Source organism: Streptomyces sp. NPDC002520, from assembly GCF_053595235.1.
Genome location: NZ_JBSFXG010000016.1, coordinates 22,987 through 40,458 on the forward strand (window position 1 = coordinate 22,987; position 17,472 = coordinate 40,458).

Below are 17,472 nucleotides of genomic sequence, written 5' to 3' on the forward strand. Positions count from 1 at the left end.
TCAGGGGGTGGTGAAGACCCCGATGCCGTTCGGCACCGGGCGTTCGGCGCCCCCGCTCGGATGGTTGAGCACCGTCACGGCGCTCGCGCCCGACGCCCGGGAGACCATCTCCGTCGAGCCGCCGCCGTCGACGTTGAACGCGTTCGCGGCGCCGAGCCCGCGCATGGTGCCCGCCTCCTCCGCGATGGTCATCCCGCTGCGGTAGGCGACGGCCCCGTCCAGGGCGAGGAGCAGCATCTGGCGTCCGTCCCGAGTGAAGCCGACGCAGGTGCGCACGGCCGAGGTCCTGTCGTCGAGCCCTGACAGGGGCAGGCCGTCCCGCAGGACCGGGTAGCCGCCGAGCGCGAACTCGTACGGGACGTCGGACGACGCGGCCACCAGGTCGTGCGTGACCGTCACCGGGTCGCCCACCGACAGCTTGCGCAACTGCTGGGCGCCGGCCTCGCGTCCCACGAGGACCGTCGTGCCGGCGCCGATCGCCCCCCTGCCCGGGGTGTCGGCGGCCGAGACCACCCGGCCGGCCCGCACCGTCACCTCATGGGTGTCCGTGCTGCACGGCGCCGCCCGGTCGGTGTCGGTGCCGCAGGTGGCGCGGAGGCGGGACACGCTGCCCCAGCGCGCGGTGAAGGCGCCGACGGAGTTCACCGGCAGCGCGTACTGGTTGAGGCCCTTGAGCGGCAGATTCCCGTCCGGGGTGCCGGCCGAGCCCACCAGGCCGAGCCGGTCCAGCCGGGCCCGCCGGTCGGTGCCGACGCCGAACACGTCCTGTGTGGTGGTCCCCGGCGGCAGTGAGGGCCCGAACCGCTGGCCCTTGGGCACCGCCGCCTTGAGCACCTCGCCGTGCGCGATCGCCGGGCCCACGGTCGCGCCGGTGGCCTCGACGCCCGGGTGCTGGGTCTCGGTGATGTTGAAGAAGTCACCGTTCACGCCCGCGACCGCGCCGGCCGAGTCGGCCAGCTTCGAGACGGTCGCGCGGGCGGCCACCGCACCCGGATACAGCAGGTCGAGGCGGACGTGCGGATTGCCCAGCTCCACGGTGAGCAGATGGGCGTGCGCCGTGCCCGCCGCCGTCGGCACGTCGAACTGCCGGTAGGAGACGCCCGGCGCGATGTGTCTGCCCGCCGGTACGGCACCGGCCGGCGCCGCCCCCGACAGGGCGGCACCGGCCAGTGCGCCGAACGCCGTGAGAACCGTGAGAACCGATCTGCCCGCTGCGAAATGCCGTCGGCGTCGCGTCATCGCGCCCCCTGATGTCTCGTCAACTGTTTGGGAACTCGGGGGAAGTGCAGCAGACGGCGCGGTCCCGCGGGGTGGCTAGGCGTCGACTACGCGAGAACGGGTGAGAAAACGTACCCCCTCGGGTGCCTCCAGGGAGAACCCGCTCCCTCGTCCGGGTACCACGTCCACGATCAGCCGGGTGTGGCTCCACACCTCGTACTGGCTTCGCGACATCCAGAACGTCACCGGCTCCTCGACGCCGTCCACGGCGAGTTCGGCCAGCAGGACGTCGGAGCCGCCGGTGCGGAACTCGCCGTCCGGGTAGCACATCGGCGCGCTGCCGTCGCAGCAGCCACCGGACTGGTGGAACATCAGCGGGCCGTGCTCGGCGCGCAGCCTGCGCAGCAGTTCGGCGGCCTGCGGGGTGAGTTCGACGCGCGGGACTTCCTCTTCCATGGGCACCGTCCTGGCGAGCGTGGGCGTGGCGGCGTCCAGTCTCACGGCTCGTCAGCTTCGTGTCCATCAGGCGTCCTTGGCCGGCCCGGCCGACGCCCGTGGCCCTGAAACAGGTGCTCTTGTGGGGAATTACCCGTCTGTTGCCTCGGTCCCCTCCGCGCGCGTGGAAATGGTTGACGCGTCATTCAGGCGTGTCTTACGCTCCGCGCAACCATCATGACTCTTGGTCGTCCATCCGCTGTGCAGGCATTTGCATTCATTCGGACAACGAGATGGAGGCGTGCGCTCAGAGCGGCGAAATTCGACCGCGCAAGAGTCGACATCCGACATCCCTCCTCGAAGGAGGCCTCAAAGGTGAGCACTCCAAGACGGGCGGACTCGGGCGAGTCCGTGGGCGGGAAAGTGGTACGCCGCCGCTTTCTGGCAGGGGCCGGCGCCACGGGAATAGCCGCCGTCGCCAGCCAAATACCGGCCTCCGACGCGTCGGCGGCCTCCAATCGCACCGATCTCTTCTACTACTGGGAGTCCCAGCAGAAGTCACTCGGCTATTCCCAGGGCGCCCGAGTGGACGACACTGTGTGGCTGTCGGGCACCGCGGCTCTCGACAAGGACTTCAATCCTGTGTCTCCCGGCGACCTGAACGCTCAGATGGTATTCGTCTACGAGCGCATCAGGGAGAGCCTGGCCAAGTACGGCCTCGATTTCCGCCATGTCGTGCGCGAGAACATGTATGTGACTGATATGTCCGCCCTGGTCGGTGCATTGCCGTATCGGAAAAGCATCTACGCGAACGGGCCCTTCCCCACCTCCACGACCGTCCAGGTCAGTCAGCTGATCGTGCCGGGACTCGTGATCGAGATCGAGGTGACCGCCCGCCGTTAGTGACCGACGCGAGGAGGGGCGTGAAGTCCTCGGCGTGGCCGCGGACTTCGCCCGCCGGACGGGGGCGGGCGACCCGGGGTTCCTCGGCGACGGGTGAGCGGCGCGGCCCGGCCGCTCACATCGTGCCGCGCACCCGCGCCCCGCGCATCGTCAGCGTGTACAGCGCCGACGTCACGATCAGCCCCGCCGGAAGGGCGAGGTCGATGTCGCCGAGCGCGGCGGCGACCGGGCCCCTGTAGGTGGTGTCGACGCACAGCGCGGCCGCGGTGACGCCCGCGCCGAGCGACAGCACACCGGCCCAGTTGACGCCGCCGGTGTACCAGAAGGGGCTGTTCGGGGTCTCGTCGCCGAGGGCGATGCCGTCGTACCGGTTGCGGCGCAGGACGATGTCGGTGGCGTAGAGGGCCATGCTGGGGCCGAGCAGGACGACGGTCAGCTGGAGCACGTTGCCGACGGTGTCCAGGAAGTCGGACACGAGCAGGGCGTACAGGGTCAGCGAGACGGAGACGGTGCCGTCGACCAGCACGCTGCGCGAGCGCTTGATGCGCAGGCCGACGGCCTGGAGGGCGAGGCCGGCGCTGTAGGCGGTCAGCGCGTTCAGGGCGACCGTGCCCAGGATCAGCGCGAGCAGGAAGACCGGTCCGAACCAGCCGGGCAGCAGGCCCTCCAGCGCACGCTGCGGGTCGCTCATGTCGACGGCGGTCGCGGCGAACGCGCCCAGGGAGCAGACCACGGTGCCCGGCAGGAACCCGCCGAGCGCGGTCCATCCGGCCACCGCCTTCGGGGACGCGGTGCGCGGCAGGTAGCGGGAGAAGTCGGCGCTCGTGGTGTACGACAGCGGACCCGAGGCGATCAGTGCGACGCCGGCCAGCACGGTCGCCCACAGGGCGTTGCCGGTCAGCCGGTGCTCGGGGACGTAGCCGAAGTCGGTGTGCCGCACGACGACCACGGCCACCACGGCGAACACGGCCGTCAGCGCGAGCGTGATCGGCACGTAGAGCCTGACGATCGCGGAGTGGCCCCAGACGCTGATGGCCAGGGTGACCGCTGCGATGACCACGACGACGAGCGCCTTCACACCGGCGTTCACCGGCAGGCCCGTCCGCGCGACGAGGGAGAAGGCGGCGGTGGCCGCCGCGGCCAGGTTCAGCGCGAAGTAGCAGACGGAGATCGTCCAGCCGGTCACGGCATTGTTCACGCGGTTACCGAGGACGCCGTACATCGCGCGGGTGACGACCTCGCTGGGCGCGCCGGCCGCCGGTCCCGAGACCGCGAGCAGACCGGTGAGCAGCCAGAAGGCGTTGCCCACGACGATCACCGCGAGCGCCTGCCACAGGCTCAGGCCCATCAGGACCAGCGCGCCGCCGACGACCAGGCTGAGGTAGTTCACGTTGGCGGCGGCCCACACCGAGAACAGCTCGCGCGGGCGACCCCGGCGCTCGGAGTCGGGGATGTGGTCGATGCCGTGGGACTCGATGCCGCCGGAGCGCTCGGGAGCCGGGGAAGCGGCCGCGATCCCGTCGGCGGCTGTGTGGTGCGCGTCGGGATACGGGTCGTGGAGCGTGGACGCCATGAGGCCCTCCGGGAGCGGTGCGAACTGCCTGGTCGCTTATTGGGCACGTGACCAGTTGCTTATTGGTCGCACACTCAATAGCATCCCGGGTATGTCGTCAAGCGTTCAGCGAAAAAGGATCCGAAAGGACCCGGCCGCCCGGCGGGCGGAGATCGTCGACGCGGCCGCCGCCGTCGCCCTGGCCGAGGGCCTGGAGTGCGTCACCCTGCGCCGGATCGGCGAGGAGCTCGACGTGCGCCCGGGACTGATCAGTCACTACTTCCCCTCGGTCGAGGATCTCGTCGCCGAGGCCTTCGGCAGTGCCGCGACCGGCGAGCTGGACAGCCTCCTCCCGGCCGGGACCCCCGAGGAGACGCCCACACGGCGCATGGCCCGCTTCCTCGCCCGTACGTCCGGGGACGCCTTCGACACCATCAGCCGGCTGTGGATCAACGCCCGCCACCTCAGCCGCTACCGGACCGCCCTGCGCGACCGGGTCGCCGAGCAGGAAGGGGCCTGGCGCGGGCGCCTGGAGAGCCTCGTCCGGGACGGCGTCGCGGCGGGCGAGTTCCGCACCGACGACCCCCTGGTGACCGCCATCCAGATACTCGTCGTCCTCGACGGACTCGGCGCCCACGCCAACACCGCGACCCCCGACCGGCCCCCGGCCGCGAGCCGCATGGCCGTCACTCTCGCCGAGCGCGAACTCGGCCTGCCCGCCGGGGCGTTGGACCCCGCCTGCGGCTGACCCCCGTCCCGTACGACCACCGCATCACGCACGAAGGAGCCCCCGTGCCCGCCGATCTCGTCCTGCTCTCCGCCCGGCTGCTCGATCCCGGCACGGGCGGGCTCCTTCCGCACACCGCGCTCGCCGCGCAGGACGGACGGATCAGCTTCCTCGGCGACGACCGGGAGGCCCGTGCCCTCGCCGGCCCCGGCAGCACGGTCGTCGACCTGCGCGGAGCCGTGGTCACCGCCGGCTTCACCGACGGGCATCTGCATCCGGTGTCCGGCGCCGAACGGACCATGGGTGTCGACCTGTCCGGCTGCCGCGACCTGAGCGCCGTACGAGCCGCCCTCGCCGAGGCCGTGAAGTCGCTGCAGCCGGGAGCCTGGCTGCGCGGCTGGGGCCTGGACCCCAACGCCTTCGGCGGCGAGAGGGTCGGATCGGCCGCGCTCGGCCCGGTCCTGGACGGCGTACCCGCCCTCATCGACCTGTTCGACGCCCACTCGGCGCTGGCCAGCGCGCGGGCGCTGGAACTGGCCGGCGTGGACGGCCCGCGCACGTTCGACCAGGGATCCGAGATCGTCTGCGACGCCGACGGACGGCCCACCGGCCTGCTCCTGGAGGACGCGGCCTGCGAACTCGTCGAGGCCGTCGCGCCCCGGCCCACCGAGAGCGAGCTGCGGGCCCGCACCGCCGAGGTGCTGCGCGCCATGGCCGCGGCGGGCCTGACCGGCGGGCACGCCATGGACGCGAACGGCGACAGCCTCTCCGTCTACGCCGCGCTGGAGGCCGAGGACGCGCTGCCGCTGCGGCTGCGGGTCGCCCCCTGGGTCCGCCCGGAGGCCGACGACGAGGCCGTCGCCGCGCTCGCCCGGCTCCAGGGCACCGGCGGCGCGCTGTGGCGGGTCGACGGCGCCAAGCTGTTCATGGACGGCACCATCGACAACGGCACCGCCTGGCTCGAGGCCCCCGACTGCCACGGCGAGTCGGGCCACGCCTTCTGGCCCGACCCGCAGCGCTACACCGAGGTGATCGCGGCCCTCCACCGGGCCGGCGTGCCCACCGCGACCCACGCGATCGGTGACGCCGCGGTCCGCCATGTGCTCGACTCCGTCGAGAAGGCGCACGCGGAGCACCCGGCCCCCGTACGGCACCGCGTCGAGCACATCGAGACCGTGCCCGACGACACCGTGACGCGGTTCGCGCGGCTCGGCGTGGCCGCGTCCATGCAGCCCACCCACTGCTGCGAGTTCACCCGGGCCGACCACACCGACAACTGGTCGCGCCGGCTCGGCGAGGAGCGTGCCGGGCGCGCGTTCCGCTGCCGTGACCTGTGGGAGGCCGGCGCGCGGGTCGTCCTCGGCTCGGACTGGCCCATCGCTGCGTTCCCGCCGCTCCAGGTCATGGCGGGCGCCCGCCACCGCCGCCCGGCCGACCTGTCCCTGCCCCCGCACGGGCCCGAGCAGGCCCTCACCCCGCTCCAGGCGCTCCAGGGCGTCACCGTGAACGCGGCCTGGGTCGCCGGGGAGGAGGACGTCGCGGGCCGGCTCGCGGTCGGTCACCGCGCCGACCTCACGGCCCTGGCCGAGAACCCCCTGGAGGTCCCCGACACCGAGCTGGCCGACGTGCCGGTCGTGCTCACGGTGGTGGACGGCCGGCCCACGTACCGGTCCGCCGGCCTCTGACGGACGCGTCGGCACCCCGGGGAACGCCGCGCACTTGCGACGAACGCCGCCCGACCTCTGACGGGCACGGTCGAGGCCGACCTCCGTACGGTCGTGAGGCCGGCCTCGCTCGGGGCGCAAGGCCGGCCTCGGTACCTGGGGTCCGGCCTGCCGCCGGGTCAGTGCACGCTGGTGTCCGCCGTCTGCCCGGGGCTGCCCGCCGTCGTGCTTCCGGACGGGCCGGCCGCGGCCGGCGGCTCCTCCACGTCCACGTCGCTCGCCCGGACGTAGGCGAGCCGGTGGCCGAGCTGGATCTCGTAGTACTCCTCCTGCCCCTTCACCACCGGGGCCGGTGTGGTGTCGAAGGTCGACCTGTCGACGTAGGCACCGTGTACCAGGGACTGCGTCACGTACCGCTGGCCCGGGCTGAGGGTGTACGGGAGCGGCGACTGGTCCTGCTCGTCCACGCCCTCCGGATAGGCGTCCTGCTCCGGGAGCGCACGGCCGAACACCTCGACCTCGTCCAGACCCGCCTTCGGCGTCACCGTCCGGGCCCGCGCGCCGACGGCCGTCGGGTTGCCCTGCGGGTTCTTGAACCAGGCCTTGTGCCCCTGGAACCAGATCGCCGTCCACTCGTTCTGCCGGTCGGCGACCGCGAACAGCTGGCCCGCGGAGGCCCGCGACCCCAGGTCGTTGACGTCCACCGTGGAGTCTTCGCCCTCGGGGTGCCGGCCCGGGTCCTGGATGAGCGGGGCGTTTTCGGACGGCTCCGTGTACAGACGGACGGCGCTGGAGCCGTGCGGCGCGCACGGCGCACCGCTCGCGGCGCACCCCGTGAACTTGGGCTTGTTGCGGTTGTAGTCCGGCAGGATCATCACGACGTCGCTGTCCGGTCCGGCGGTGGCCCGCAGCGGCGCGCCGAGCAGGTCGAAGTAGTGCCGCCAGTCCCAGAAAGGCCCCGGGTCGTCGTGCATGTCCGGAATGGAGGACTCGGTCGGGGACGGCACGTTGTCGTGGCCGAAGACGTGCTGCCGGTCGAGCGGGATCTGGTACTTCTTCGCCAAGTACCGCACCAGCCGGGCCGAGTTCCGGTACATCTGCTCGGTGTACCAGGCGTCGGGCTGTCTGAGGAAACCTTCATGCTCGACGCCGATCGAGCGGCCGTTCACGAACTGGTTCCCGGAGTGCCAGGCCGCGTCCTTGAGCTTGACGTGCTGGGTGATCTGGCCGTCGCTGGAGCGGATGGAGTAGTGCCACGACGCCTCCTCCGGATGCTGGATGGTCTGGAGCATCGACGCCAGGGGCGCCTCGGTGTCGTGGATGACGATGGAGTCGATCTTCTGGTCCTTGGGCCGGTCGGCCACGTCGTGATTGCCGTAGGCCTCGCCGTCGTCGTACTCGACGTAGGGTGCGCTGAGCCAGGAACAGGCCAGCTCCGGCGGGCACTCCGCGTTCTTCGAGCGGGGCGCGCCCTGAGTGGCCGGAGCGTGCGCGTGCACCTGGGGGCTGGCGAGGAGAACGACGCGCTGCCCCGCGTCGGTGGTGCGGCGCGCGCCCTGGCGGATCACGTCGAAGACGTCGTTGGCGTAGGTCGTCGCCGTCGTGGTGTCGCCCGTGCCCGGGAAGCGCGAGACGGCGTCCCACCAGTCCGTCGGGTTGGCGCTGAACGGCTTGCCGAGCTGGCGCTGGGCCGCGGCGAGGAGGGCCGCGCCGCCGCGCACGTTGGACTTGTCGTCGCTGCGCAGCCGTTCGGCCGGGAGGCCGAGCAGGCTCGCGGCCCGGCGCAGGTTCGCCGCCTGGGGGGAGCTGCGCTGCTGCGCGGCGGGCGGCGGGGCGGTCGCCGCGCCGGGCAGGGTGTTCGAGTGGTGCGGCGCCTTCCGCGCCTCGGGTCTGAGATCGTCCACCAGGTGCATCGGCCCGTAGCCGCCGACGACGCTCGGGGTGCCCGGATGGGAGTCCCAGCGCGACTGCAGATAGGACACTCCCATCAGCACGCTTCGGGGCACATGGAATTCGTCCGCCGCGGCCGTGTAGTCGTCCTGCAGGCGTTCGTCGGCCGGCGCACCGACATCGCCCGATCGGTCGATCAGCAACGGCACCAGAAGCGCCGCCGAAGCGGTCACACAGATGATCCGCCGGTGCCCGCGTACGGCACTGGAGACGCGGGGGGCGACGCGTTTTCTCATACGGGTGTCTCCAACGGGGTTGGCGTGGGCAGGAACATGCGACCGGGGCACCGATGGCTGCCCGTCACGTCACCCCACGTTTCCTTGCCTCGCGCGGCCCTGCGCGCCGAGCGTCAACCGCGTGGACCAGCACCCGGGCACAGGCCACCCGGTCGGCGGCAGACCGTCCCGCCCGCCGGGGGAGGGCTCAGTCCTCCTCGACGGGGCCCGCCTGCCAGTCGGGATGCCCCGGCATCCGGGGGGTGTGCGCCCCGTACAGCCACGGCGTCAGAAAGGGCGTCAGATCCTCACCGGCCACCTCGGAGGCGAGCCTGACGAAGTCTCGGGTACCGGCCACCCGGCCCCGATAGGTGGTCACCCAGGACCGCTCGATCCGCTCGAAGGTGTCCTCGCCCACCTTCTCCCGCAGGGCGTAGAGCACCAGCGCCGAGCCGTCGTAGCGCATCTGCCGGAACAGGCTCGAAGCGGTGGGCTCGGCGGGCGCGCCGTCGTCGTGACGCCATTGGTCGTGCTGCTCGTACGCGGACCGCATCATGTCCTCCATGTCGACACCGCCGTGGGTGTCGGAGTAGAGGAGCTCGTAGAAGCGGGCGTGCCCCTCACTCAGCCACAGGTCGGACCAGCGCCGGATCGCCACGCTGTCGCCGGTCCAGTGGTGGGCGAGTTCGTGGACCAGGTTGCGTTCGGCGGCGACCCGGTCGCCCAGCAGGTCGGCGCTCGGTACGACGGACAGCGACTGCGTCTCCAGCGCCACCGGTAGGTCGGTCTCCCCGACGAGCACGCCGTACCGGCGGAACGGGTAGGGTCCGAGCCGCTGCTCCAGCCAGGCCAGATGGTCCGGGGTGAGCGAGCGGTACGCCTCGGTGTCCCCGACCAGGTCCGTCGGCACCACGTCCCGCACCGGGAGTCCGTGCGGACCCGTGCTCCGCGTCAGGGTGAACTTCCCGATGGCCAGCTGGACCAGCTGGGCGGCGAGCGGATGTTCGGAGTCGTACGTCCACCGGATCCGCCCGTCGGGCTGCCGGACGCGTTCGACGAGCCGGCCGTTCGCCGCCGCCGTCAGGCCGGCCGGCGTGGTCACGCGGAAGGTGAACGGCGCCCGCAGGCTGGGGTGGTCGTCCACCGGGAAGATCATCTTGGCGCCGTCGGGCTGCGGGGACAGCAGGGTGCCGTCGGCGGTGGGTACCCAGCCGTAGTCCTGGATGGCGTCGCTGCGATGGCGTCGCTGCGTCGGATCAGCGGTGTAGGCGACCCGGACCGTGAACGCACGCCCTCGGGCGAGGGGCCGGGCCGGCGTCACCACCAGCTCGTCACCGTCGCGCTCGGCCTTGGCCGGGGCGCCGTCCACGGTGACCGAGCGCAGCGTGTTGCCCGCGAAGTCGAGGTCGAAGCGGGACAGGGCCTGCGTGGCGGTCGCGCTGATGGTGGTGGTCGCGGGGAACGGCGTACGGGGGGCGCGCCAGTCGAAGTCCAGCGTGTAACGGCGGACCGTGTAGCCGCCGTTGCCGTCGAGCGGGAAGAGCGGGTCGCCGATGCCACGGGCGCCGGGAGCCGGAACCTCCCCGGCCGGGTGCGCGAAGGCGCCGGGGGCCGGTCGCCCGGAGCGAGCCGGCGCCCCGTCCTCACCGAACGGCACGGTGACGGCGAGGACGACGGCCCCCGCGACGCCGACCGCACCGGTCAGCGCGAGGGCCGCACGGGTCGGCCGACGGACGGCAGGCGTGTGGTCCATGACGGCACTATGTCAGCAAGATGTGATCAATGTGATGTTTGTCCGCGTTTGTACGCTCGGGTGGCGGCTGGTGCGTCGTCGGGTGTCAGGGCGCGGGCGTCAGAGCGCGGGTGTCAGTCCGTGGGTGTCAGCTTGCGTGTGTGTCAGTTCGAGGGGGCCTGCTCGTCCTTCAGTGCCTCGTTGAGGCGGACCATGTTGCCCGAGGGGTCGCGGAAGGCGCAGTCGCGGGGACCCCAGGGCTGCTCCATGGGCTCCTGCATCACCTCGGCACCGGACGCCCGCACCTTCTCGAAGGCCGCGTCGAGGTCGCCGACCCGGAAGACGATGTTCGGCAGGACACCCTTGGTGAGCAGTTCCTGCAGGGCGTCGCCGTCGGCCGCGGAGCGGCCCGCGTGCGGCTCCGACAGCACGATCTCGAGGCCCGGCTGGTCCGGGCTGCCGAGGGTGACCCAGCGGAAGCCGCCCGAAGCGACGTCATTGCGCACCTCCAGGCCGAGGGCGTCGCGGTAGAAGGCGAGGGACTCGTCCGGGTCGTTGACGGTGATGTGGCAGTACTGCAGCGCGATGCTCATGCGGCCAACGTTAGGCCGCCGCCTGCCCCGCCGCCTCCTCGCTCCCGCCCGGCGCGGTCCTGCCCGGCGCGGTCCTGCCCGGCGCGGTCCTGCCCGGCGCGGTCCTGGTCGGCCGGGTGTGCAGCTTCGCCACGCAGGCGGGCATCGCCGTCACGGCGCTGTGCTCCCGGCCGCGGTACGCACTCGGCGTCTCACCCACCACCTCGGTGAAGCGCGAGCTGAAGGAACCGAGCGAGGTACAGCCGACCGTCATGCACGCCTCCGTCACGCTCATACCGCCCCGCAGCAACGCCATCGCCCGCTCGATCCGGCGCGTCATGAGATAGCTGTACGGCGTCTCGCCGTAGGTCGCCCGGAACTGTCTCGAGAAGTGCGCGGGCGACATGTGCGCATGCCGGGCCATGGTCGGCACGTCGAGCGGGCGGGCGTACTCCCGGTCGATCAGGTCGCGTGCCCGGCGCAGGTGCGCGAGGTTGGCGAGGTCTTGCGGGTTCATGGGTCGAAGCTAACACCGACCACTGACAGCGCCCCTGACCTGCGCCCCTGACCTGCGATGACGCAAGCGATCAGGATCGGAGAAGCGCGGGGCGCCGAGTTGTACCTAGGGTGGCGGCGGACGAGAAGAGACCGGACGCACCCTTCGCAGCTGGTTGGATCGACCAGGCGACGCCCACGGGGGCCGTGCAGACGGCACACCCCGCCCGACAGGCCCCCCGCCCCGCCCGACAGATGGAGACCGAAGAGCATGGCAAAGAAGACGGATCCGCAGTCGCCCGCGCCGCACGCTGCCGACAGTCACGAGCTGATCCGTGTGCACGGCGCACGGGAGAACAACCTCAAGGACGTCAGCGTCGAGATCCCGAAGCGGCGGCTGACCGTGTTCACCGGCGTCTCCGGCTCGGGCAAGAGCTCCCTGGTGTTCGACACCATCGCGGCGGAGTCGCGGCGGCTGATCAACGAGACCTACAGCGCCTTCGTGCAGGGCTTCATGCCGACGCTGGCGCGGCCCGAGGTCGACGTGCTCGACGGGCTGACGACCGTGATCACCGTGGACCAGCAGCGGATGGGCGCCGACCCGCGCTCCACGGTCGGCACCGCAACCGACGCCAACGCGATGCTGCGCATCCTCTTCAGCCGGCTCGGCAAGCCGCACATCGGCTCGCCCAAGGCGTTCTCCTTCAACGTCGCCTCCATCAGCGGAGCGGGCGCCGTCACCGTCGAGCGCGGCGGACAGAAGGTGAAGGAACGCCGCAGCTTCAGCATCACCGGCGGCATGTGCCCGCGCTGCGAGGGCCGGGGCTCGGTCACCGACCTCGACCTGACCCAGCTCTACGACGACTCCAAGTCGCTGAGCGAGGGCGCGATCACCGTCCCCGGCTACAAGGGCGGCGGCTGGAACTCGCGTCTGTACGCCGAGTCCGGCTTCTACGACGCGGACAAGCCGGTCCGCCGGTTCACCAAGAAGGAACTGCACGACTTCCTGTACCGCGAGCCGACCAGGATGAAGATCGCGGGCATCAACATGACCTACGAAGGTCTGATCCCGCGGATCCAGAAGTCGATGCTCTCCAAGGACAAGGAGTCGATGCAGCCGCACATCCGCGAGTTCGTGGACCGTGCGGTCACCTTCACCACGTGCCCCGACTGCGACGGAACCCGGCTGAGCGAGGGCGCCAGGTCCTCGAAGATCGACGGGATCAGCATCGCCGACGCCTGCACGATGCAGATCAGCGACCTGGCCGGCTGGGTGCGCGGCCTCGCCGAGCCGTCGGTGGCGCCGCTGCTCACCGCGCTCCAGCACACCCTCGACTCGTTCGTGGAGATCGGCCTCGGCTATCTCTCGCTGGACCGGCCGGCGGGCACGCTGTCAGGCGGCGAGGCGCAGCGCGTCAAGATGATCCGCCACCTCGGCTCGTCGCTCACCGACGTCACCTACGTCTTCGACGAGCCCACCACCGGCCTGCACCCGCACGACATCCAGCGGATGAACGACCTGCTGCTGCGGCTGCGGGACAAGGGCAACACCGTGCTGGTCGTGGAGCACAAGCCGGAGGTGATAGCGATCGCCGACCACGTCGTCGACCTCGGCCCCGGCGCCGGCACGGCGGGCGGCACCGTCTGCTTCGAGGGCACCGTCGAGGGACTGCGGGCCGGCGGCACCCTCACCGGCCGCCACTTCGACGACCGGGCCTCCCTCAAGGAGACGGTGCGCAAGCCCACCGGCACTCTGGAGATCCGCGGCGCGGCGACGCACAACCTGCGCGACGTCGACGTGGACGTGCCGCTCGGCGTGCTCACGGTCATCACCGGCGTCGCCGGTTCCGGCAAGAGCTCGCTCGTCCACGGCTCGATCCCCACCGACTCGGGCGTGGTCTCCGTCGACCAGGGCGCGATCCGCGGTTCGCGGCGGAGCAACCCCGCCACCTACACCGGTCTGCTCGACCCGATCCGCAAGGCGTTCGCCAAGGCCAACGGGGTCAAGCCGGCGTTGTTCAGCGCCAACTCCGAGGGCGCCTGCCCCACCTGCAACGGCGCCGGCGTCGTCTACACCGACCTCGCGATCATGGCCGGCGTCTCCACGACCTGCGAGGAGTGCGACGGCAAGCGGTTCGAGGCGTCCGTCCTCGACCACCACTTCGGCGGCCGCGACATCAGCGAGGTGCTCGCGATGTCGGTGACCGAGGCCGAGGAGTTCTTCGGCTCCGGCGAGGCGCACACCCCGGCCGCGCACCGCATCCTCCAGCGGCTCGCCGACGTCGGGCTCGGCTACCTCAGCATCGGGCAGCCCCTCACCACGCTGTCCGGCGGTGAGCGGCAGCGGCTCAAGCTGGCCACCCACATGGCCGACAAGGGCGGTGTCTACGTCCTCGACGAGCCGACCGCGGGTCTCCACCTCGCCGACGTCGAGCAGCTGCTCGGCCTGCTCGACCGGCTGGTCGACTCCGGCAAGTCGGTCATCGTCGTCGAGCACCACCAGGCGGTCATGGCGCACGCCGACTGGATCATCGACCTCGGCCCCGGCGCGGGCCACGACGGCGGCCGGATCGTCTTCGAGGGCACCCCGGCCGACCTCGTCGCCGGCCGCTCCACCCTGACCGGCGAACACCTCTCGACGTACGTCGGCGCGTGACCCGGGCCCACCGTGACACCGCGGGGTGAGCCGTCCCGGCTGTCGGCTGGGACGGCCCACCCCGACCGGTGCCGCCGAAAGCGGTCGGCTCCGCTGGAAGAACTCCACCTCGGCGACCGCGACATGGCGCCCCGCCGAGAGCTTCGTGACCGACCGCACCGAGGCACCCACCCCGGGCGCGCGCCGGTAAGGGCTGCCGAGACAGCAGCCGGGCCGCTTTCCCGGGCCCCGCCCGCACCTGGCGGCGGAACGGCCACACGGTCAGCCACCACGGCAGCGGAGCGCGTTCCTGCCCCAGGGGCAGCGGCCCGGACCGGCTCGGCCCGGGCGGCGACGGTACCGTCGCGTCACAGGTTGATCATGTGCCCGGCCAGTCCGTGGATCGCCTCCTGGATCGCCTCGCCGAGGGTCGGATGGGCGTGCACGTTGCGGGCGACCTCGTGGACGGTGAGGTCCCACTGCTGGGCCAGGGTCAGCTCGGGCAGCAGTTCCGTGACCTCCGGGCCGATGAGGTGGCCGCCGATCAGCTCGCCGTGCGTCGCGTCGCTGATCAGCTTCACGAAGCCGGTGGCGTCGCCCAGCCCGTGCGCCTTGGCGTTCGCGGTGAACGGGAACTTCGCCACCTTGACGTCGTAGCCCAGCTCCCGGGCCTGTGCCTCGGTGTAGCCGAAGCTGGCGATCTGCGGCTGGCAGAAGGTGGCCCGCGGGATCATCGCGTAGTCCAGTTCCATGGTCTCCGCGTCCGCGAGCGTCTCGGCGGCGATCACGCCCATCGCCTCCGCCGCGTGCGCGAGCATCAACTTCGCGGTGACGTCGCCGATCGCGTACAGGTGCGGGACGTTCGTACGGCAGTGGCCGTCGACGTCGATCGCTCCGCGCTCCGTCACGCGCACACCGGTGTTCTCCAGGCCGTAGCCCGTCACATTGGGTGCGAAGCCGATGGCCTGGAGGACCTTGTCGGCCTCCAGGACCTGCGGGGTGCCGTCCTTGCCGGTGACCGTGACCCGGACCCGGGGCCCCGACTCGTCGATGGCGTCCACGCGGGTGGAGGTGAGCGCGTCGATGCCCAGCCTGCGGTACTGCTTGGCGAGTTCGGCGGAGACCTCGGCGTCCTCGAGCGGGGCGAGGCGGTCCAGGAACTCGACGATCGTGACCTTCACGCCGTAGTTGTGCAGGACGTAGGCGAACTCGACGCCGATGGCGCCGGCGCCCGCGATGATGATCGACTGCGGCAGTTCCTCGGCGAGGATCTGCTCCTCGAAGGTGACCACGCGGGAGGTGCGGCGGGTGCCGGGCAGCAGCTTGGGGGTGGCGCCGGTGGCGATGACGCAGTGGTCGAAGCCGATGGTGCGCGTGTCGCCGTCGAAACCGGACACCTGGAGGGTGTGCGGGTCGAGGAACGTGCCGTGGCCGTCGATCTCCGTGATCTTGTTCTTCTTCATCAGGAAGTGCACGCCCTTGACCCGGCCGTCGGCGACCTTGCGGCTGCGGCGGAACGCCTCGCCGTAGTCGAACGACACCTGCCCGTCGACACGGATGCCGAAGGTCTTCGCCTCCCGGGTGAAGATGTGCGCCAGCTCGGCGTTGCGGAGCAGGGCCTTGGTGGGGATGCAGCCCACGTTCAGGCAGATGCCGCCCCAGTACTTCTGCTCGACGACGGCGACGCGCTTGCCCAGCTGGGCGGCGCGGATCGCGGCGACGTAGCCGCCTGGGCCGGCACCGAGTACCACCACGTCGAAGTGGTCGCTCAGCTCGTCCACCATGGAAGCCTTCCTTTCGGGACCTGTGTCGCCGCCGAGGCCGTGGGGGACAGAGGGCCACGGGCCGGTCGCGTTTCGGACTCCGGCCCAGGTTCCCCGTCGGCGGTCGTCGGCAAACAGCGGCCCCTCGGGGGTCGTGATCTTCATCGGAGGGATCCCGGTGCTTCTCGTGAGCCCCGCCTCTGGTTTACCCTTCAACGAAGTGGGATGCCGTGAGGAGGTCGCACCATGGCGGAGCTAGGCCTGGCCGACACGGTCGGCATGTTGAAACAGCCCGGTGTGCGCACACGGCGCAGCAGCTCCGGACTCGGCTGGGACCGGCTGTACCTGTCCAGGCAGGAGGAGCAGCCCTACCGGGCGGCCTTCGAACCCGCCCCTACCCACCTGCTGATCCTGCACCTCAGCGGCCCCGTCACCGTGGGGCGGGGGCAGGGCGCGGACAGACGCACCCGGACGATCCCGTCCGGCGGGCTCTTCCTGCAGCCGGCCGGCCGGGCCCTGGACGTCGAGCTCGGCGGCCCGCTGGAGACGATCCACGCCTACCTCGCCGACGACGCGCTGCGCGAGGCGAACGGCGGGCGGCCCGTGGAGCTGTCCGAGGAGCTCGGGACCAGCGATCCGCTCGCCGAACAACTCATGCTCGCGCTGGAGGGCACCGTGCGTACCTGGGAGCCGTCGGCCCGCACGTACACCGACCAGCTGACCGGGATGCTCGCCGCGCAGCTCGTACGCCGCCACGGCGCCGGAGCGAGCGCACCCGCGCCGGACCGGTCCGGGCTGTCCGAGCGGCAGCTCGCCGCCGTGCGCGAGCTGATGGAGCAGCGCCTCGCCGAACCGCTGCCGATCGCGGACCTCGCCGCCGCGGCCGCGCTGAGCCCGAGCCAGTTCACCCGCAGGTTCCGCGCCAGCACAGGGCGGTCACCGCACCAGTTCCTGCTCAATCTGCGCCTCGAGGGCGCCTGCCGGATGCTGCGCACCGGCTCCGAACCGATCGCGGACGTGGCTGCCGCCTGCGGTTTCTCCCACCAGGAACACCTCACCCGCGTGATGCGCGCCCGCCTCGGCACCACCCCGGCCGCCCTGCGCCGCTCCGGCTGAGCCCGGGGGGCCGGTTCAGGGTCTCGGGGCTCCGCGTCGGGGTTCCGGCCACGGAGGGGGCAGTCCCCGGCTCGGCGCCCCGGGCGTCCCGCGGCCCCGCGCGCCAGTGCCGGACCCGGCACCCGGCCCCTCACCCGGCCCGCACCTCACCGCTCCAGGACCAGCGCCGTCCCCTGCCCCCCGATGCACAGCGCCGCCAGGCCCGTGCAACTGCCTGCGGCGGCCAGCTGGTGGGCCACCGCGCCGGTGATGCGGGCGCCCGAGGCGCCCAGCGGGTGGCCGATGGCGATGGCGCCGCCGCGCGGGTTCACCACGTCCGGGTCGAGTGCCGGCAGGGCGGCGAGGCAGGCCAGCGCCTGGGCCGCGTAGGCCTCGTTCAGCTCGACCGTGTGCAGGTCGCCGACGGCGAAGGGCCGTCCGTCCGTCACGTCCGCCGGGGCCTCTGCGGCCGAGGGCATCACCTTGTCCATCCCGTTTCTCTCGACTGCCGCTCTC

Annotated in this window: 13 protein-coding genes and 1 pseudogene; 5 read left to right on the forward strand and 9 right to left on the reverse strand. The window is 71.9% G+C overall.

Features of this window, described 5'->3' with window-relative positions; all coding sequences use genetic code 11:
* Together ACWD5D_RS22650 and ACWD5D_RS22655 are read right to left on the reverse strand one after the other, a co-directional pair.
* Entirely contained in the window at positions 1-1,239 is a 1,239-nt protein-coding gene (locus ACWD5D_RS22650; protein ID WP_451374542.1) for a phosphodiester glycosidase family protein, read from the reverse strand.
* 75 nt (positions 1,240-1,314) lie between these two features.
* Complete coding sequence (locus ACWD5D_RS22655; RefSeq protein ID WP_451374668.1) at positions 1,315-1,674, reverse strand: DUF779 domain-containing protein; 360 nt, start codon at positions 1,672-1,674, stop codon at positions 1,315-1,317.
* A 354-nt stretch (positions 1,675-2,028) separates the two neighbouring features.
* Here ACWD5D_RS22655 and ACWD5D_RS22660 point away from each other — a divergent pair, with 354 nt between their 5' ends.
* Positions 2,029-2,556: a RidA family protein gene (locus tag ACWD5D_RS22660; RefSeq protein ID WP_451374543.1), complete on the forward strand. Its 528-nt coding sequence runs from the start codon at positions 2,029-2,031 to the stop codon at positions 2,554-2,556.
* A gap of 115 nt (positions 2,557-2,671) precedes the next feature.
* Here ACWD5D_RS22660 and ACWD5D_RS22665 read toward each other — a convergent pair whose 3' ends face one another.
* The gene (locus ACWD5D_RS22665; RefSeq protein ID WP_451374544.1) at positions 2,672-4,129 is read right to left on the reverse strand and encodes a purine-cytosine permease family protein; all 1,458 of its coding nucleotides are present in this window, start codon (positions 4,127-4,129) and stop codon (positions 2,672-2,674) included.
* Positions 4,130-4,220: 91 nt separating this feature from the next.
* On the opposite strand from ACWD5D_RS22665, the gene ACWD5D_RS22670 reads away from it, so the two are divergent.
* Together ACWD5D_RS22670 and ACWD5D_RS22675 are read left to right on the forward strand one after the other, a co-directional pair.
* Positions 4,221-4,856 (forward strand): TetR/AcrR family transcriptional regulator, encoded by a 636-nt coding sequence (locus tag ACWD5D_RS22670; RefSeq protein WP_451374545.1) that lies wholly within the window; start codon positions 4,221-4,223, stop codon positions 4,854-4,856.
* A gap of 44 nt (positions 4,857-4,900) precedes the next feature.
* On the forward strand, positions 4,901-6,520 hold the full coding sequence (locus ACWD5D_RS22675) for an amidohydrolase (RefSeq protein ID WP_451374546.1): 1,620 nt from the start codon (positions 4,901-4,903) through the stop codon (positions 6,518-6,520).
* A 158-nt stretch (positions 6,521-6,678) separates the two neighbouring features.
* Here the strand turns inward: ACWD5D_RS22675 and ACWD5D_RS22680 are convergent, their stop codons facing one another.
* The 4 genes from ACWD5D_RS22680 to ACWD5D_RS22695 all read right to left on the reverse strand — a co-directional run bounded on the left by ACWD5D_RS22680 (position 6,679) and on the right by ACWD5D_RS22695 (position 11,485).
* The gene (locus tag ACWD5D_RS22680; RefSeq protein ID WP_451374547.1) at positions 6,679-8,685 is read right to left on the reverse strand and encodes an N-acetylmuramoyl-L-alanine amidase; all 2,007 of its coding nucleotides are present in this window, start codon (positions 8,683-8,685) and stop codon (positions 6,679-6,681) included.
* Between the two features lie 187 nt (positions 8,686-8,872).
* Complete coding sequence (locus ACWD5D_RS22685; protein WP_451374548.1) at positions 8,873-10,417, reverse strand: M1 family metallopeptidase; 1,545 nt, start codon at positions 10,415-10,417, stop codon at positions 8,873-8,875.
* Between the two features lie 143 nt (positions 10,418-10,560).
* The gene (locus tag ACWD5D_RS22690; protein WP_451374549.1) at positions 10,561-10,989 is read right to left on the reverse strand and encodes a VOC family protein; all 429 of its coding nucleotides are present in this window, start codon (positions 10,987-10,989) and stop codon (positions 10,561-10,563) included.
* Positions 10,990-10,999: 10 nt separating this feature from the next.
* Complete coding sequence (locus ACWD5D_RS22695) at positions 11,000-11,485, reverse strand: helix-turn-helix transcriptional regulator (RefSeq protein WP_451374550.1); 486 nt, start codon at positions 11,483-11,485, stop codon at positions 11,000-11,002.
* 249 nt (positions 11,486-11,734) lie between these two features.
* On the opposite strand from ACWD5D_RS22695, the gene ACWD5D_RS22700 reads away from it, so the two are divergent.
* Entirely contained in the window at positions 11,735-14,119 is a 2,385-nt protein-coding gene (locus tag ACWD5D_RS22700) for an ATP-binding cassette domain-containing protein (protein WP_451374551.1), read from the forward strand.
* A gap of 347 nt (positions 14,120-14,466) precedes the next feature.
* Here ACWD5D_RS22700 and lpdA read toward each other — a convergent pair whose 3' ends face one another.
* Positions 14,467-15,882, reverse strand: a complete 1,416-nt coding sequence (gene lpdA / locus ACWD5D_RS22705) for a dihydrolipoyl dehydrogenase (RefSeq protein WP_451374552.1) — start codon at positions 15,880-15,882, stop codon at positions 14,467-14,469.
* A 225-nt stretch (positions 15,883-16,107) separates the two neighbouring features.
* Between lpdA and ACWD5D_RS22710 the strand changes: the two genes are divergently transcribed.
* Positions 16,108-16,977, forward strand: coding sequence for a helix-turn-helix domain-containing protein (locus tag ACWD5D_RS22710; RefSeq protein ID WP_451374553.1), 870 nt, complete (start codon positions 16,108-16,110; stop codon positions 16,975-16,977).
* Between the two features lie 146 nt (positions 16,978-17,123).
* Here ACWD5D_RS22710 and ACWD5D_RS22715 read toward each other — a convergent pair.
* Positions 17,124-17,468, reverse strand: a pseudogene (locus tag ACWD5D_RS22715) (hypothetical protein); the annotation flags it as partial.
* Positions 17,469-17,472 lie beyond the last annotated feature (4 nt).

Excerpts from the sequence above, each read along its gene's own strand:
- ACWD5D_RS22650 (WP_451374542.1), bottom strand. The coding sequence starts at position 1,239 with ATGACGCGACGCCGACGGCATTTCGCAGCGGGCAGATCGGTTCTCACG.
- ACWD5D_RS22655 (WP_451374668.1), bottom strand. The coding sequence starts at position 1,674 with ATGGAAGAGGAAGTCCCGCGCGTCGAACTCACCCCGCAGGCCGCCGAA.
- ACWD5D_RS22665 (WP_451374544.1), bottom strand. The coding sequence starts at position 4,129 with ATGGCGTCCACGCTCCACGACCCGTATCCCGACGCGCACCACACAGCC.
- ACWD5D_RS22670 (WP_451374545.1), top strand. The coding sequence starts at position 4,221 with ATGTCGTCAAGCGTTCAGCGAAAAAGGATCCGAAAGGACCCGGCCGCC.
- ACWD5D_RS22680 (WP_451374547.1), bottom strand. The coding sequence starts at position 8,685 with ATGAGAAAACGCGTCGCCCCCCGCGTCTCCAGTGCCGTACGCGGGCAC.
- ACWD5D_RS22685 (WP_451374548.1), bottom strand. The coding sequence starts at position 10,417 with ATGGACCACACGCCTGCCGTCCGTCGGCCGACCCGTGCGGCCCTCGCG.
- ACWD5D_RS22690 (WP_451374549.1), bottom strand. The coding sequence starts at position 10,989 with ATGAGCATCGCGCTGCAGTACTGCCACATCACCGTCAACGACCCGGAC.
- ACWD5D_RS22695 (WP_451374550.1), bottom strand. The coding sequence starts at position 11,485 with ATGAACCCGCAAGACCTCGCCAACCTCGCGCACCTGCGCCGGGCACGC.
- ACWD5D_RS22700 (WP_451374551.1), top strand. The coding sequence starts at position 11,735 with ATGGCAAAGAAGACGGATCCGCAGTCGCCCGCGCCGCACGCTGCCGAC.
- lpdA (WP_451374552.1), bottom strand. The coding sequence starts at position 15,882 with ATGGTGGACGAGCTGAGCGACCACTTCGACGTGGTGGTACTCGGTGCC.
- ACWD5D_RS22710 (WP_451374553.1), top strand. The coding sequence starts at position 16,108 with ATGGCGGAGCTAGGCCTGGCCGACACGGTCGGCATGTTGAAACAGCCC.